Raw genomic sequence first — 15,743 nt, 5'->3', positions numbered from 1 at the left:
TTTACGAGTCACGTTATTTTTAAGTAGGGCACAAAAAGCAGATCAACGCATGGTATCAGGTAATCAAATCAGATTAAATCGAATTCTTCGAAAAGGAAGAATGTTATGTATTCCAATGGATCATGGCATTTCAAATGGACCAATTGAAGGTCTTGAAGATCCTGCCTCTACAATTTACAAATGTGAAGGACACGGACTTACTAGCGTAATTATCAATAAAGGAATTCTCAAAACACTGCCAAAACCAACCAAAGTTGGAGTTTTAGTTCATTTCTCAAGTAGCACATCATTATCATTATCACCTAACCGAAAAATGCTAACTGGAACAGTAAAGGAAGCAGTTGCCATGGGTGCAGATGGAGTGTCATTACACATCAACATAGGAGGCAAAGAAGAACCAGAGATGTTAGAGCAATTAGGAATGACTGCAGACCAATGTCACAGATGGGGAATGCCACTTTTAGCAATGATGTATCCAAGAGGTGAAAATATCAAAGACCCACATGATCCTGAAATTGTTTCACATGTTGCAAGAATTGGAGCAGAATGTGGTGCAGATATTGTAAAAACACTGTACACAGGAGATATTGATTCATTTGCAAAAATTGTGAAAAGTACACCAGTGCCAATTGTAATTGCAGGGGGACCTAAAGCAAAAACAGATTTAGATATTCTTCAAATGACTGAAGATGCCATGACTGCAGGAGCTAAAGGAATCACATATGGTAGAAATATCTTTGCACACAAAACACCTGAAAAAATAGTTGAAGCATTAGCTGACATAATTTTTAGAAAAGCAACTGCAAAGGAAGCAATGAAGAAAATTGAGTAAGAATAGAGAATTAATTATTTCACCCAAAGTCTCACAAACACAATTAGCTAAATTTCTTCCACAATTAGAGTCTGAAGGAATTAAGATATTGTATATTGATCCAAAGAAACTAGGAAAGAAAAAAACAAAGGTGCAAACAGTTTATCCTTCAAATGCATCAAACTACGTAGTTCTTGAAAAAGAGGGAATGGTAAAACCAAAAGGCAAGAAAGTTGGAATGAAATTTCAAGTATTATCAAATTCAGATATCGAGCACATCCTTACTGTTGCAAAGAAAGGATTAGACTTTGTGATTGTGGAGGTTAAAGATTGGAAAATTATTCCATTAGAAAACATTATAGCAAAACTTCATAAAATACACACAAAAATTTTTGCAATTGCAAAAACTCCTGAAGAAGTAAGAAAGATGTTCTCAATTTTAGAAGTAGGAGTAGACGGAGTAATTTTCAGCACAGATTCAATTAACGAGGTAAGAGAAGCAATGCTATACCTAGGAACCAGAAGTTTCGATATGAAGCCAGCAAAGATTATTGAGATTAAAGAAGTGGGCGATGGAGAACGAGTATGTGTGGATACTGCATCTATGCTTCACAAAGGAGAAGGCATGCTAATTGGAAGCAGATCCAACTTTTTGTTTCTTGTCCATAATGAATCAGTAGGGTCGTCATTTACATCACCTAGACCATTTAGAGTGAATGCAGGTGCAGTTCACTGTTACACATTATCACCAGATGGAACAACTAACTATCTCTCAGAAGTTGAAACCGGTTCTGAAGTTTTAATTTTAAATTCTAAAGGAAAGGCAAGAAGAGCAACTGTAGGAAGATCAAAAATAGAAAGAAGACCAATGTTGATGATCAAAGCTTCTGCAGGAGGAGAGATTGGAGGAATAATTGCACAGGATGCTGAAACAATTAGGTTTGTAAAACCTAACGGACAACTAGTGTCAGTCACACACCTAAAAAAAGGAGACACAGTCATGGTTCATTCAAAGCCTGCAACAGGGAGACATTTTGGAATGGAAGTTTCAGATGAATACATACTAGAAAAATGAAGTACAAAACTTGCGTGTCAATTGCTGAAGAAACACCAAATAAAATTAAGCAGACATTAAAAATTGCATTGAAGAAATCGGATCTTGCCGAAGTAAGATTTGATTTTTTAAAAATTGAGCAAATTCCAGAGACATTAGAATTAATCAAAAAAGATCTAAATAGAATTGTATGTACACTCAGACCAAAAATCGAAGGCGGAAAATTTTCTGGAAATGAAAAGGAAAGAATAGCAATTCTGAAACTCATTGCAGAATATAATCCATTTTTGTTAGATGTTGAATTTAACACACTAAAGAAAAATTCACAATTAACAAAATATCTAAAATCAACAAAAACAAAATTGCTTGTTTCATGGCATGACTTTAAGAAAACTCCGAAAAATGCGGAATTAAAAAAGAAAATTGCTCAGATGGCCAAGTTCTCAAATAATGTAAAAATTGTGAGTACAGCAAATACAACAGATGATGCAACTAGAATGCTTGAATTGTATAGCAAGAAAGGAAAGAACAATTTGATATCATTTGCAATGGGAGACATGGGCAGGATTTCAAGGATTTTGTGCCTATATTTGGGCAGTCCATATACATACGTCTCTTTAGGAAAAGCAGTAGCACCAGGACAATTCAGTGTTGATGAAGTAAAGAAAATTACAAATCTAAAATAATTATCAGTTGAGAGTTTAAATCAATCATACTAGTGAGAAAAATAAGATGGGAAAATCATTTGCAGTTATTGGAGATCCAATTGATCATTCATTGTCTCCAAATATCCACAGTGCAGCATTTAGAGAATTAAATTTAGATTGTTCATACATTGCATATAGGATTCCAACAGGAGAATTAGAAGAAGGAATTGAAGGACTCAAAAAAATAAAGATAGACGGATTCAATATCACCATTCCACATAAAGTAGAGATGATGAAGTATTTGGATAAAATGGATGAGTCATGCAGTTTGATTGGTGCAGTAAATACTGTTACAAACAAAGATGGAGTTCTCAAAGGATACAATACAGACATGGATGGTTTTCTAGAGCCATTTAAGAAAAAGAAATTAAACATAGAAAATACCAAAGTTCTTCTTCTTGGTGCAGGAGGGGCAGCAAGAGCAATAGTTGCAGGATTTGCAAAAGAGAAAGCAAAGAACATCACTATTGCAAACAGAACTTTAGAAAACGCAAAGAACCTATCAGAGTTTGCAAAGAAAATTGGACTTTCTGCAAACGCAATCAAGATTGAAGATGTTAAAGACTCTGCAAAAGATTACGACATTATAGTAAACGCAACATCAATAGGACTAAGAAATGAGCCTAGTCCAATTTCATTAGATAATATCAATGAGAAGACAATAGTTTATGATATTGTATACATGCCAATGAATACAGATTTTATAAAAAAGGCAAAAGAAAAAAATGCAGTGATAATTTTTGGCTATGAAATGCTATTAGGTCAAGCAGCAAGAGCCTTTGAGATATGGCACCATATGGAAGCACCTTATAATGCCATGAAAAAAGCATTGTTAGGAGGATTTTGATGGCAAAAGCAAAGGCTACAGTCCATGGCGCTGTATCACTAGTTAACGCCATTGCAAATCAAAAGGGTGCAACTTTGGGGATAGAGTTGAAGGTAGAGGTCACAGTGGAGACAAGCCCAGGAAAAGGAATCGTAATTGAATCAGACAACAAAACCCTCAGTTCACGATTAATCAACAAAACAGTTGAGAAGATCATCTCAAAAAAAGATTTGGAGCAAAACAAAATCTCAATTAAACTAGATTCTGAAATTCCGACAGGATATGGATTAAAGAGTTCAAGTGCAATTTCATCGGCAGTTGCACTGGCATGTGCAAAGATATTCAAACCAAAATTTACTGATCAGCAAATTTTACTTGTAGGAGTTGATGCATCAATTGAATCCAAAGTGAGTATTACCGGGGCATATGATGATGCATGCTCATGTTACTATGGTGGATTTAATGTTACTGACAATGCAAAGAAAAGACGAATCCATTTTGAAAAAGGACCAACTAATATGATTGCAGTAATATTTATTCCAAAAAATAGAAAACGGGGGAATTTGAAAAATCTCAAAATTTTATCAACAGTATTTGAAAATGCTTGGGAATTGGCAAGAAAAGCAAATTATTGGGAAGCAATGACAATTAACGGTTTAGCTACTGCATCAATTCTGAATTCAGATCCTAAAATTATTACGAGTTTGATTGAAAAAGGTGCACTTGCAGCATCAGTTTCGGGTAATGGGCCTGCCATCGCTGCAATTGTAAAAAAAGAAAATGAATCAAACATTAAAAAAATATTTGCAGCTCTTGAAGGAAGAGTAATTGTTTCCAAAGTGAATAACAAAAAGGCTGAAGTTCATGAAGTGTAAAGTTGAAAAATCAAAAATTTCGGGACAAATAGTTTGTCCTGCAAATAAGAGTTATACACATAGAGCAATTTTTCTTGCTTCACTTGCTGGAAATAATAGCAAAGTAGAAAATATTTTACATTCAGCAGATACTATTGCCACCATAGAAGCATGTAAAAAATTCGGGGCGGAAATGGAAATTGAAGATTCATCAATAATTGTAAAAAATCCCATAAAATTCGACAAAATTGTGCCTGAAATCAATACAGAAAATTCAGGGACAACTATCAGAATCGCATCAGGAATCGCTAGTCTATTTTCTGAAGAGATTACTCTAACAGGTGATTCTAGTTTGCAGAAAAGGCCCATGCAGCCACTACTTGATGCATTATCAAGTATAGGAGCACAGTGCACTTCAACTGATGGAAAACCACCAATCAAAATCAAAGGAAAGATTTCCGGAGGAGATGTAAAAATCCCAGGAAATTTTTCTAGTCAGTTTATTTCAGCATTATTAATCAGTGCCCCTCTAACAGAAAAGGGAATTAATCTTACAATAGAAGGAAATTTAGTATCAAAACCATATCTTGATGCAACAATAGCTACAATGCGAAAATTTGGAGTTACAGTTCAAACATTAATCCCATACAAAAGATACAACATACCACCACAAATATACAAAGAGGCAACATTTACAATTCCCATTGATTTTTCTAGTCTCGCATTACTTCTTTCAGCTACTGTTCTTAACGGAGATGAAATCACAGTTAAAGGGAACATTGGAAATTTACCACAAGGTGATGAAGTGTTCATAGATATTTTAGAGCAGTTAGGAGTTACCATAGTGATTAATGATGAAGAAATCAAAATTAAATCGCCTGAAAAACTAACAGGGGGGAAATTTGATTTGAGTAATTCTCCAGATCTTCTTCCACCACTTGCAATTTTAGCATTAAAATCATCAGCACCAATTGAAATAGTTAATGTAAAACATGCAAGACTAAAAGAGACAGATCGAATTGCAATTATATCAAGAGAACTTGTAAAAATTGGAATCAAAATTGAAGAAAAAGACGACGGTTTAATTTTAGAAGATTCAGAGAATTTGAAAGGTGCTGAGCTAAATTCCGAAAATGATCACAGATTATTCATGTCTTTTTGTATTGCTGGAATGTATGTAGGAGATTGTACAGTAACAGATCCTGAATCAGTAAATGTTTCATTTCCAAATTTTATAGAAGAGATGAATCGTCTTGGTGCAAAAATTCAAGTGAATTAAAAAACTATTTTCAAAAAATCAAGTAAAAGTTGTAAAAGGCGCGACCCTGTATAGGATGAAAAGCATTCTCCTCACCCGCAACGCTTTTGCGTAGATAACATGTCTTTTTCGCAGGGCCGCGCAAATTATGGTTTAGAATTTACACGTTTTTGCATGTATTATATATGTAATCGTGATATTTAAGAATATATTATAATTATTTCATAAAAATAGGGCTAATTATATAAGTTTTAACTAGCCATGAGAGGTTTTCAAAAAAAATCCAGCATAGAGCAAAAATCGTAAAAATTTCAGAATGAGGAATTATAAGCATCATTTAACTTTGATAGATTGTTGCCGGGAAGTTCAATTGGTCAGCGTCTTGTTTTAACAAGTTTTGGCGAAAGCCATGGAAAAACTATTGGTGCAGTGTTAGATGGTTGTCCTGCAGGTTTAGAAATTGATGAGAAAGAAATTCAGAAAATGTTAGACTTGAGAAAACCAGGTCAAAACATGATATCTACACAAAGAAAAGAAGGAGATGTTGTAGAAATTGTTTCAGGAGTTTTCAGAGGATTTACGACTGGTGCACCAATTACAATGCTAATTTGGAATAGTGATCAAAAATCAAAAGATTATGAAAATTTGAAAACAAAACTAAGACCTGGGCATTCAGATTATCCTGCCATGATAAAATACAATCACTTCAATGATCATAGAGGGGGAGGTAGATTTTCAGGAAGGCTTACTGCAACGCATGTGATGGGTGGTGCAATTGCAAGAAAATTGCTCAAAGTGTCACTAGGAATTGAAACAAATTCGTTTACATCACAAATTGGAAAAATAAAGATGGAAAAAGAATTCGATGAAAAAATGATATCATCAATTTATAAAAATGAAGTTAGATGTCCTGAAAACAAAACTGCAAAAATGATGCGAGAAGATATTTTGAATGCACGTAAAAAAGGGGATTCACTTGGAGGAATTATTGAATCAGTCACAACAAATGTTCCAGTTGGTTTGGGAGAACCAATCTTTAGTTCATTAGAATCAGATTTGAGTAAAGCAATTTTTTCAATTCCATCAGTCAAAGGAATTGAATTTGGTTCAGGATTTAGAGGCTCAGAGATGCATGGTTCTGAAAATAATGATTTGTATACAATAAAAAAAGGAAAGATAATAACAAAGACGAATAATTCAGGAGGAATTCTTGGCGGAATTTCAAATGGAATGCCAATAACTATGAGAATTGCATTCAAGCCCGCATCATCAATTGCACAAAAACAAAGTACAGTTGACATCAAGACAAAAAAAGAAACAACCCTTCAAGTAAAAGGAAGACACGATCCATGTGTAGTTCCTAGAGCCCCACCTGTAGTGGACTCACTTGTTTCCTTGACGATCGCAGATCATGCACTACTTGCAGGTACAATCAGACCTGTTTTGTAAGAAAATGTCAGATATCAATGATCTTCGAAACAGGATGGATGAAGTTACACTTGAAATGATAAAGTTGCTAAAAACTAGAACAGATATTGCAAAAGAAATCGGCGAAGTCAAAAAAAATATTGGGAAAGGAGTGACAGATGAAGTCAGAGAAGATAATTTACGTGGAAAAGTAATTTCATTATGCAATGAAATTGGACTAGATGAGACTATTGCGACAAAATTTTTTAATTTCCTATTAAATGAATCAGTGAAAGTTCAATCAAACAATAAACAAACACACCTCTCTATTTTCCTAAAAGCAAAATCAATGGAACAACAAGGAAAAAAAATAATCCATATGGAAGTTGGAGAGCCAGACTTTTTGCCACCAGTTATTGTGAAAAATGCGTTGGAAGAAGTTTTTGATAAAGGATTTTTAAAATATGGTCAAGCAAGAGGGATGCCAATATTCAGAGATGCACTTGCAAAATATGTTTCTAAAAAATTTAACGCAAATATAACTGAAGATAACATAATTGTCAGTCCGGGTGCCAGATTTTCAATCTTTACTGCAATTACAACACTTCTTAATCCAGGTGATGAAATAATAGTGATTGAACCTGCATGGCCTGCATACAAAGATTGTGCACTAAATGCAGGAATCAAAGTAAGGACCATCAATACAACTCTAGAAGAAAAATGGGAACCATCATTAGAGCAGATCAAAAATACAATTAATTCAAACACAAAGATGATTGTTCTAAATTATCCGAATAATCCAACTGGCAAAATACTTTCTGAAAAACTACAAGACAAAATTGTTGAATTGGCCAGACAAAATGATCTGTATGTGCTAAGTGATGAAATCTATTCCCAATATGCAAAAACTAGCTGGAAAAGTATTCTATCATATAGTTATAAGAAAAGTATCGTTACTCAATCATTTTCAAAATCCCATGCAATGACAGGCTTTAGAATTGGGTATGCCATAGCAGATACTGAAATTATTGAAAAAATGGCAAAATTAGAGGCATTATGCCTGACAAATGTGTCTGAACCCATCCAATACATTGCCATGAAAGCCCTAGAGGCAGACACAACCAACAATTCTAATACAGTCCAAAATAGACTAGATATGTTGTCTGAAAAAGCATCGAAGATGGGACTAGATTTTGTAGTTCCAGATGGTGCAATGTACATTTTTGCTCGAATTAATCAAGAAGGATTTGATGGGGTTCAATTTGCAAATAGTACTCTTGAGAAAGGACTTGCCATTGCCCCAGGGGAAGGATTTGGAAATTACAAGAATTTCATTAGAATTTCGGCATGTCAAGACGAGAAAACACTAATTGAGGGAATGAATATACTGGGTAACATTATGAGTGAAGAACAATGAAGAAGATTACAGTTATTGGTGCTGGAGGTCAAATGGGACAATGGTTTACCAAATATTTTGCAGAGAAAGATTTTGAAGTAACAGGGTACGATTCAGAAAATAAGATTACAGGAAAAAATATTATATCATCAGATTCTTTAGTTGGTTCAATTCTAAAGGCAGATTATGTAGTATTATGTACACCCACAAGAAGAACCCCAGAAATTATCAGACTCATTGCAAAAGAGATGAAGAGAGGAACATATCTAATAGAAATATCATCTGAGAAATCTAAAGTAGTTTCATCATTATCAAAAATGCCAGACAAGATTAATCCAATTTGCATTCATCCAATGTTTGGTCCTGGAACAAAAATTATCAAAGGTCAAAACATAATTTCAGTCCCAATTAAAGATGCTAAAAAAGAACTAACGGTTGCAAAATCATTGTTTGAAGGCGCAAACTTTGTAACTATTGATGCAGCAGAACATGATAAAAAAATTGCAGTAATTTTAGGGTTGACCCATTTGATGAATTTAGTTTTTGCAAACATTATTTCAAAAGATGAAAAAATGAATCTTACAGAAAAAATGTCAGGTACGACATTTAGAGTTCAAAAGATATTGGCAGAAAGCATTATGACAGAATCCCCAGAACTAATTGAAACAATTATTGCTAATCCAGAAATTAGAAGAGTTGCAGAAGAACTTTGGAAAGACATTGGCAGATTACTTACTGCTGTTCAAGAATCAAAGACCGAAGAGGTAATCACATACATCAAAGAATGCCAAGAGAGACTTGCCAAGCATACAGATACCAATGAATCTTACAAAAAACTAACTAAAATGGTAAAATCCGTTGAAAAATAGCAGGCATGCGTTCAACAAAAATTGTCACATCTTTCATTAGAAATAATGATAAATTATTGATTCTCAAAAGAAGCAACAAAGTAAAATCAATGAAAGGACTCTGGGCGGGAATTAGCGGAATCATTGAAAATGATGAAGAACCATTGAAAAGAGCAAAGATTGAAATTTTTGAAGAAGTTGGAATTACAGAAGATAAGATCACACTTGTAAAATCTGCAGAAGGAATGCGAGTGAATTCTCCACAATATGAAAATCATGAATGGGAGATATACCCATTTTTGTTTGAAGCAGAGAATCCAACGATCGAGCTTAACTGGGAAAATTCACAATTCGAATGGATAGATATTGATGAGTTAGGAAATTATAAGACAGTTCCTAGTCTTCAAAAAGTCTTATTCAATTTGTTGTAGATTATTATTTTCTTTTTCGTATTTTTTTTGTTGTGGCAACATCATGTAAACACATGCACCGCCACACATTGTACATGGCACATTATTTCCAGGATGCTGTCCTGTTCTACTATGAATCTTAGCTGCTTCTTCTGGATCAATAGATAATGCAAGTTGCTTTTCCCAATCCAAAGTACGTCTAGCTTCTGTCATTTCCATATCCCATTTGATAACTTTATCACGAATTTTAACAAGGTCACCTGCATGAGCAGCAATTCTATATGCAATTAATCCAGCTTTTACTTCTTCGGCATTTGGCAAAGCCAAATGTTCAGAAGGAGTAAGATAACATAAAAGATCTACACCTTCACTTGCTGAAACTGCAGCACCTATTGCACTTGCAATATGATCATGACCAGATGCAACATCAGTAACTAATGGACCTAGAACATAGTATGGCACATCACCAATTAGAGATTTTGCCAATCGTACATTTGCTGCAACTTCATTTAATGGAACATGTCCTGGACCTTCCACCATTACTTGAATATCGTGTTCATGAGCTCGTTTCGTTAATTGAGAAATATTGATCATCTCTTGAACTTGCAATTCATCATGAGAATCCAAGATTGAGCCGGGTCTAAGTGCATCTCCGAGGCTAAATGTAACATCATATTTTTTAGCAATTTCAATCAAATAGTCATAGTGAGTCAAATATGGATTTTCTTTATCATGTTTTAACATCCATGCAGCTGTAATTGTTCCACCTTTACTTACAACTCCACCATATCGTTGAACTTTTAAAATTCTTTTTGCGATATCTTTAGTAATTCCACAGTGAATTGTCGTATAATCAACTCCATCTTTTGCATTATTTTCAAATGCATTTAGATAATCATCTTCTGTTAAATTCAAAGGATTTTTGTGAACTTCAACACCATAATTATAAGCCTCATAAATTGGAACAGTTCCAAATGTTATTGGTGCAGAATCCATAAGAGTTTGTCTTATCATTTTAACATCACCGCCATCACTAAGATCCATGATTGTATCTGCATGGTATTTTATTGCGACTTTTGCTTTTTCAATCTCTTCATCAAGGTTTACATTTAGAGTTGAAGTTCCAATGTTTACATTTACTTTAGTTTTAAGACCTTTACCAATTCCAACATTGTGAATTTTTTGTAGTCGTACATTATTACTTGGAATTATTATTGAGCCACGAGCAATTTTTGGAATAAGCCAATTTAATGAGACATCCTCGTCTTTTGCAACTTGTTTCATTTCATCAGTTGCGATACCGCGTTTAGCAAAAGTCATCTGTGTTGCCATAACGTAATCTATGTTTTTGCCTGATTTAAACAATCGTGGAAAATGAAAAAAATGCTGATCGCACTATAATTCCTTGGCACTATATTAAGAAAATAGATCGATTTTAAATGCTAGGATGCCGTTATAGATTAGTATGAGAGCAATAAAAGAATGCAGGCATTGTGGGAGGGAGTTCTATAGCTTGAAAGATGACTTTTGTTCTTTTGATTGTGTAACCCAATCATCATCGTAATTTAGAAATCAATCTAGGTCCAATTCCTTTTGTAGAGTTAGTTTTTCATCTTTTATTCTAAAGATTCTATCCATAATAGGCGTGATTATGTGCTTAGAGTCATCAGAACTTATAAAATTCTGCCTTATCTCACCTACCCTTTGAATTAATTCAATTTCAGCAGAAATTAGAGAAATGTATTTCCTAAGTTTTTGATTTTCAGATTTTAGAGATTCAATTTCGGAGAGGCCTGTCATCTTGGAGGACTCCAACTTTCTTCAACGTCTTCAGTGTTTGTAGATACAAGGTATTGCTTACCACATTTGAAACATTGCCAAAGGAATTTCCCATCTTTTTTTGTTTGATATTGCATAGGAAGTAAACATGTTGTACACCGTAATTCTTCAGTAGAGGCATCATTTGCTATTGGAATTTTAGTCATTAGTTTTTAGAAAGATATTCAAGTATAAAATCAATGTTACAAAGTGAAATATTTGTAAAAATGTAAAGTAAAAACAAATTAGTGCTAAGAAAAATAGAAAATTATGAATTTACTTTCAATTGGAGGATCGGATCCATCATCAGGTGCTGGAATTCAAAGTGATATCAAAACTTTTTCGTCATTTAATGTTCATGGGCTTACAGTAATCACATCTATCACCAGTCAAAACACATCAAATTTTGGTATTGCTGAACCAGTATCACAAAAAATTTTAAAAGATCAAATTGAATCTGTAATGTCGGATTTTAAAATTGATGGAATAAAAATTGGAATGGTATACAATTCTCAAATTATTAAAATTCTAAATAATAAATTAAGAAAAGTAAAAATTCCAATTGTAGTAGATCCTGTAATCAAATCAACGACGGGTGGAGCATTAATTGAAAAAACAGCCATTTCAGATTTTCAAAAGTATATTGTTCCTCTTGCAACAGTAATTACACCAAACAAGTTCGAGGCCGAAATACTATCAAAGACTAAAATAAATTCAAAAAAATCAATACAAAATGTCGCCAAAAAAATTCAAAAGATGGGTGCAAAAAATGTTGTAATTACCGGAGTTGTGACAGGAGATAAAACAATATCAGATTTTATTTTGGAAAAAAATAAAGAATATTTTATTTCTGGAAACAAAATTAATAGAGTCAATCATGGTAGTGGTTGTAATTATTCAGCAGCCATAATTTTTGCTCTAGCAAAAAACAAGACAATAAAAGACTCATTAAGGTTTGCCCAACAATTTACTCAAAATTCAATTAAAAATGCAAAGAAAATAGGAAAAGGAATAGCAATCACAGAAATTCAAGATGTTATCAATCGAGATTTATCAGAAGCAATAGACAAATTTATTCAAATTAAAAATATTTACAAAAATATTCCTGAATGCCAAATAAATTTTGTATATTCCAAACAAAAACCTAAATCAATAAAAGACATTCTTGGTATTTCTGGAAGAATAGTCAAATCAGGAAAGAGTGCTACGGTAGCTGGAGAGTTGACTTATGGCGGTTCAAAACATGTTGCAACAGCATTACTAATAATGAATAAAAGATATCCAAAAATCTGCTCTGCAATAAATCTAAAATATCAAAACACTACAATTTCAAAAATTAAAAAATCAAAACTAATAGTTTCAAGTTATGATAGAAATGAAGAACCAAAAAATGTGAAAATTAAGGACTCAACTATTGAATGGGGCATAAAAAAAGCAGTTAAGAATTCAACAAAAATACCAGATGCAATTTACCATAAAGGAGATTTTGGAAAAGAGCCGATGATCATAGTATTTGGTGAAACCCCAGATGATGTTTTGAGAAAGATTTTAAAAATTATTTGAGTCGGGTCGAAATTCATCCTTGAACATAAATAGTCAATTCTCAAATGAAATTTGTGAAAGCAATAATTCTTGCTGGAGGATTAGGTACAAGACTACAACCGTACACCACATTTCTTCCAAAGCCCATGTTACCGTTGGGAGAAAAACCAATCTTGGAGCACCTAATTGATTGGACAAGAAAAAATGGTGTAAAATCAGTTGTGTTGTGTGTTAGTTATCTTAGAAAAACAATTGAGGATTATTTTGAAGATGGTAAAAGGTTTGGAGTGAACATAGAGTATGCAATTTCAAATAAACCACTTGCTACTGCAGGGCAACTAAAAACTGCTGAAGAATTCATAGATGATACTTTTGTTTGCATATATGGTGATTCAATTTTTAATTTTAGTCTTAGAAATATGATAAAACAACACAATCAGAAAAAAGCATTCGTTACCATGAGTCTTAATGAATACAAAACTAATTTGCCATACGGAGTAATTGAGACTTCAAAGAATGGAAAGGTACTGAGTTGGAATGAAAAACCAGAGATAAAAGCCAATGTAAACATGGGGTGCTACGTCATGGAACCGGAAATTTTGAAATTCATACCAAAAAACAAACCTTTTGGAATGGATGATGTAATTAAAAAAGCCATGAGCAGAAAAAAACTAGTCAATAGCTTTCTTACAAAGAATGGATTTACAGATATTGGAAATAAAGCATCCTACAAAAAAGCATATCAAGAATATATTCAAAAACTAGGTAAGATCTGAAAATAAAAATGAGTGAACCAATAATCAGAGAATTAAGAAAAGAAGACATTCAAAATGGATTTTTGACATCGCTTGATTCATTGAGAAAGACAAGCAATATGGATAATGACAAGGCAATTAAGATTTTTGAGAAAATAAATTCCAATCCGGATCACATAATTGCAGTTGCAGAATTAGGTGGAAAAATAGTGGGTTCCACCACATTGCTAATAGAGCAGAAATTCATTCATGATGGAGGAATGGTAGGTCATATTGAAGATGTGGTAGTAAACAAGGATTTTCAAGGACAAAAAATAGGCGAGAAAATTATGAAGTATATACTAGAAATTGCAAAAAACAGAGGCTGTTATAAAACAATTCTAGATTGCACAGACGACGTAAAACCATTTTATGAGAAATTAGGCTTTAAGCAAATTGCAAATGAATTAAGATTTGATAATGATTAAAAGAACTCTTTCTTAGGACGCTTCTTTTTTTGTTTGGTCAAATAAATACCAACAGCAATTACAATAGGAGACAGACCCATAAATAAAACAGGGGTATTGGTAACAATATCGGTAAGATAAACATCATTAATTTGATCTAACAAGGTATAACAAACAAACATTCCAACTAACAAAATTACTCCACCTGCAACAATTAATCCACCTATAGGTTTTGAACCATATTGTTTTGTCATGAAGAAAGGAACTGCAGCTAAAATTCCAGCGGGGGCAACACCGATTGAAATAAACTGAAATATTTTAGAATCAAACCAAGAATCATCAAGCATAGCATTTTCAGGAGGATCAACAACATAAGAGTAAATTGAAATCATTTCACCGGCAAACATTGCAAATAATGCAACACTTGTTATTGCAAGCCATTTCTCTATTGCCATAATTAAAACAGATTTGAGTAGATAAATAAACCATGCAGAAAATCATATAATGCCAACAAGGTTAGCTAATTCTTTCCTGCAAGATGCTCCAAGTTTTTCAGCAGCTTGTTCTGGAGAAACATCATTTAAGAAAATACCATATCCACGTTCTAATCCAGACCATGATTTTGTAATAGGATAAATTTCAATATGCCAATGAATTTGTCTACTGTTTTTCTTTTCAGGAGATAGATGAAAAACAAGATTATAAGATACATTTTTGACAGTTTTCGACAATCCGCCCAAAGTTGCCCTCAAAATTAAAGACAAATCATTAATTTCTTTTTGAGTAATTTTGGAAAAACTAGTAGTGTGTTTTTTTGGAGAAATCCAAAATTCGTAAGGATATGAGGGGGACCAAGGACAAAATGCGATAAAGCCTTCAGTTTGAAGAACCTGCCTTGGACCACCAATTTCTTCATTTACTGTCTGGCACATTGGACAGACGCCTTTTTCATTTAGAATTTTGTGTGATGCTTCAGCTTCACTCTCAATTACTGGAGGAATAGTAGAAAATGTAAGAAGGTTCAGGTGAGGGTGAGGATTAGTACTTCCTGCCAAATCACCATGGTCAGCATAAATTGAAACATAGGTAACACCTTTTTGAGTATACAGCCACCTCAATCTATCTTGAACAACAACTAGAACGTTTGACCATTGTTCAGGATCAATTGTTGCAAATGTGTCTTTTTCTTTTGGGGATGCAACAACAATGTAATGATATCCATATGCAGGTTCGCTATAGAAAGGTCTGTCACTATAAGAATTTTCTGTATCAATTGAAACGATTGGATTTTTGCTTTCAAATACTCTAATAGCCCAACCCTCTACATATTCATCCTCATTATCTTGAAGACGTTGTAGCATTCCATCTTTTGCAACAAGTGATAATACAGAAGGATTTGTCATAGATTCATTACCAGGAGCAAATGGAGATTTTTTTGGATTAATAATTTTGTCTTCTTTTTTTGTTACAATCATGAAACGTTCAGAAACATAATCTTTACGCATATCCCCCATAATTGTTACTGAAAGTAAATGTCTGTTAAAACGTTTGCTAAGAGAGGGTATTTCTAAATTAAAAACATGTTTTGTAATTAATTTCAGTAAAAATTAA

The 15,743-nt window shown here is 33.4% G+C and carries 18 protein-coding genes; 13 read left to right on the top strand and 5 right to left on the bottom strand.

The features are described 5' to 3' along the window. The first annotated feature begins 49 nt into the window (after positions 1-49). The 10 genes from C5F50_RS04280 to C5F50_RS04235 all read left to right on the top strand — a co-directional run bounded on the left by C5F50_RS04280 (position 50) and on the right by C5F50_RS04235 (position 9,592). On the top strand, positions 50-832 hold the full coding sequence (locus tag C5F50_RS04280; RefSeq protein WP_179372445.1) for a 2-amino-3,7-dideoxy-D-threo-hept-6-ulosonate synthase: 783 nt from the start codon (positions 50-52) through the stop codon (positions 830-832). After that, positions 825-1,886: a 3-dehydroquinate synthase II domain-containing protein gene (locus tag C5F50_RS04275; protein ID WP_179372444.1), complete on the top strand. Its 1,062-nt coding sequence runs from the start codon at positions 825-827 to the stop codon at positions 1,884-1,886. Before C5F50_RS04280 ends, C5F50_RS04275 begins: the two co-directional genes overlap by 8 nt. Beyond that, entirely contained in the window at positions 1,883-2,551 is a 669-nt protein-coding gene (gene aroD, locus C5F50_RS04270; protein WP_179372443.1) for a type I 3-dehydroquinate dehydratase, read from the top strand. The genes C5F50_RS04275 and aroD overlap by 4 nt, the downstream gene beginning before the upstream one ends. Before the next feature lie 46 nt (positions 2,552-2,597). Continuing rightward, complete coding sequence (gene aroE / locus C5F50_RS04265) at positions 2,598-3,419, top strand: shikimate dehydrogenase (RefSeq protein WP_179372442.1); 822 nt, start codon at positions 2,598-2,600, stop codon at positions 3,417-3,419. Further along, a complete protein-coding gene (locus C5F50_RS04260) occupies positions 3,419-4,273 on the top strand; it encodes a shikimate kinase (RefSeq protein WP_179372441.1) in 855 nt (284 codons plus the stop codon). Before aroE ends, C5F50_RS04260 begins: the two co-directional genes overlap by 1 nt. Further along, entirely contained in the window at positions 4,263-5,531 is a 1,269-nt protein-coding gene (gene aroA, locus C5F50_RS04255) for a 3-phosphoshikimate 1-carboxyvinyltransferase (RefSeq protein ID WP_179372440.1), read from the top strand. Before C5F50_RS04260 ends, aroA begins: the two co-directional genes overlap by 11 nt. Before the next feature lie 330 nt (positions 5,532-5,861). Further along, positions 5,862-6,959 (top strand): chorismate synthase, encoded by a 1,098-nt coding sequence (gene aroC / locus C5F50_RS04250; protein ID WP_179372439.1) that lies wholly within the window; start codon positions 5,862-5,864, stop codon positions 6,957-6,959. Positions 6,960-6,963: 4 nt separating this feature from the next. Next, complete coding sequence (locus C5F50_RS04245) at positions 6,964-8,334, top strand: aminotransferase class I/II-fold pyridoxal phosphate-dependent enzyme (protein WP_179372438.1); 1,371 nt, start codon at positions 6,964-6,966, stop codon at positions 8,332-8,334. After that, positions 8,331-9,182: a prephenate dehydrogenase/arogenate dehydrogenase family protein gene (locus tag C5F50_RS04240; RefSeq protein WP_179372437.1), complete on the top strand. Its 852-nt coding sequence runs from the start codon at positions 8,331-8,333 to the stop codon at positions 9,180-9,182. Before C5F50_RS04245 ends, C5F50_RS04240 begins: the two co-directional genes overlap by 4 nt. A 5-nt stretch (positions 9,183-9,187) precedes the next feature. Further along, a complete protein-coding gene (locus tag C5F50_RS04235) occupies positions 9,188-9,592 on the top strand; it encodes an NUDIX domain-containing protein (RefSeq protein ID WP_179372436.1) in 405 nt (134 codons plus the stop codon). On the opposite strand, the gene thiC is transcribed toward C5F50_RS04235, so the two are convergent. The 3 genes from thiC to C5F50_RS04220 all read right to left on the bottom strand — a co-directional run bounded on the left by thiC (position 9,575) and on the right by C5F50_RS04220 (position 11,556). Then, the gene (gene thiC / locus C5F50_RS04230; RefSeq protein ID WP_179372435.1) at positions 9,575-10,903 is read right to left on the bottom strand and encodes a phosphomethylpyrimidine synthase ThiC; all 1,329 of its coding nucleotides are present in this window, start codon (positions 10,901-10,903) and stop codon (positions 9,575-9,577) included. The two genes, C5F50_RS04235 and thiC, sit on opposite strands and share 18 nt — an antisense overlap. 240 nt (positions 10,904-11,143) lie before the next feature. Next, complete coding sequence (locus tag C5F50_RS04225) at positions 11,144-11,371, bottom strand: hypothetical protein (protein ID WP_179372434.1); 228 nt, start codon at positions 11,369-11,371, stop codon at positions 11,144-11,146. Beyond that, complete coding sequence (locus tag C5F50_RS04220; protein WP_179372433.1) at positions 11,368-11,556, bottom strand: hypothetical protein; 189 nt, start codon at positions 11,554-11,556, stop codon at positions 11,368-11,370. Before C5F50_RS04220 ends, C5F50_RS04225 begins: the two co-directional genes overlap by 4 nt. Before the next feature lie 103 nt (positions 11,557-11,659). On the opposite strand from C5F50_RS04220, the gene thiD reads away from it, so the two are divergent. The 3 genes from thiD to C5F50_RS04205 are packed head-to-tail and all read left to right on the top strand — an operon-like array spanning position 11,660 to position 14,153. Next, positions 11,660-12,952 (top strand): bifunctional hydroxymethylpyrimidine kinase/phosphomethylpyrimidine kinase, encoded by a 1,293-nt coding sequence (gene thiD, locus C5F50_RS04215; RefSeq protein WP_179372432.1) that lies wholly within the window; start codon positions 11,660-11,662, stop codon positions 12,950-12,952. A 53-nt stretch (positions 12,953-13,005) separates the two neighbouring features. Continuing rightward, a complete protein-coding gene (locus C5F50_RS04210; protein ID WP_179372431.1) occupies positions 13,006-13,707 on the top strand; it encodes a nucleotidyltransferase family protein in 702 nt (233 codons plus the stop codon). Between the two features lie 8 nt (positions 13,708-13,715). Beyond that, positions 13,716-14,153 carry a GNAT family N-acetyltransferase gene (locus C5F50_RS04205; RefSeq protein WP_179372430.1) on the top strand — a complete coding sequence of 146 codons (438 nt, stop codon included), beginning with the start codon at positions 13,716-13,718 and terminating at the stop codon, positions 14,151-14,153. On the opposite strand, the gene C5F50_RS04200 is transcribed toward C5F50_RS04205, so the two are convergent. Beyond that, positions 14,150-14,587: a hypothetical protein gene (locus tag C5F50_RS04200; protein WP_179372429.1), complete on the bottom strand. Its 438-nt coding sequence runs from the start codon at positions 14,585-14,587 to the stop codon at positions 14,150-14,152. The two genes, C5F50_RS04205 and C5F50_RS04200, sit on opposite strands and share 4 nt — an antisense overlap. Before the next feature lie 42 nt (positions 14,588-14,629). Next, complete coding sequence (locus C5F50_RS04195) at positions 14,630-15,646, bottom strand: galactose-1-phosphate uridylyltransferase (protein WP_179372428.1); 1,017 nt, start codon at positions 15,644-15,646, stop codon at positions 14,630-14,632. Between the last annotated feature and the right edge of the window lie 97 nt (positions 15,647-15,743).

The organism is Nitrosopumilus ureiphilus (assembly GCF_013407185.1).
Taxonomy (GTDB): domain Archaea; phylum Thermoproteota; class Nitrososphaeria; order Nitrososphaerales; family Nitrosopumilaceae; genus Nitrosopumilus; species Nitrosopumilus ureiphilus.
Note: the sequence above shows the minus strand (reverse complement) of the source record. Positions and strands in the feature narration are given on the sequence as shown.

Coding starts and splice junctions, on each gene's coding strand:
- C5F50_RS04280 (WP_179372445.1), top strand. CDS start 50: ATGGTATCAGGTAATCAAATCAGATTAAATCGAATTCTTCGAAAAGGA.
- aroD (WP_179372443.1), top strand. CDS start 1,883: ATGAAGTACAAAACTTGCGTGTCAATTGCTGAAGAAACACCAAATAAA.
- aroE (WP_179372442.1), top strand. CDS start 2,598: ATGGGAAAATCATTTGCAGTTATTGGAGATCCAATTGATCATTCATTG.
- C5F50_RS04260 (WP_179372441.1), top strand. CDS start 3,419: ATGGCAAAAGCAAAGGCTACAGTCCATGGCGCTGTATCACTAGTTAAC.
- aroA (WP_179372440.1), top strand. CDS start 4,263: ATGAAGTGTAAAGTTGAAAAATCAAAAATTTCGGGACAAATAGTTTGT.
- C5F50_RS04245 (WP_179372438.1), top strand. CDS start 6,964: ATGTCAGATATCAATGATCTTCGAAACAGGATGGATGAAGTTACACTT.
- C5F50_RS04240 (WP_179372437.1), top strand. CDS start 8,331: ATGAAGAAGATTACAGTTATTGGTGCTGGAGGTCAAATGGGACAATGG.
- C5F50_RS04235 (WP_179372436.1), top strand. CDS start 9,188: ATGCGTTCAACAAAAATTGTCACATCTTTCATTAGAAATAATGATAAA.
- thiC (WP_179372435.1), bottom strand. CDS start 10,903: ATGGCAACACAGATGACTTTTGCTAAACGCGGTATCGCAACTGATGAA.
- C5F50_RS04225 (WP_179372434.1), bottom strand. CDS start 11,371: ATGACAGGCCTCTCCGAAATTGAATCTCTAAAATCTGAAAATCAAAAA.
- C5F50_RS04220 (WP_179372433.1), bottom strand. CDS start 11,556: ATGACTAAAATTCCAATAGCAAATGATGCCTCTACTGAAGAATTACGG.
- thiD (WP_179372432.1), top strand. CDS start 11,660: ATGAATTTACTTTCAATTGGAGGATCGGATCCATCATCAGGTGCTGGA.
- C5F50_RS04205 (WP_179372430.1), top strand. CDS start 13,716: ATGAGTGAACCAATAATCAGAGAATTAAGAAAAGAAGACATTCAAAAT.
- C5F50_RS04200 (WP_179372429.1), bottom strand. CDS start 14,587: ATGGCAATAGAGAAATGGCTTGCAATAACAAGTGTTGCATTATTTGCA.
- C5F50_RS04195 (WP_179372428.1), bottom strand. CDS start 15,646: ATGGGGGATATGCGTAAAGATTATGTTTCTGAACGTTTCATGATTGTA.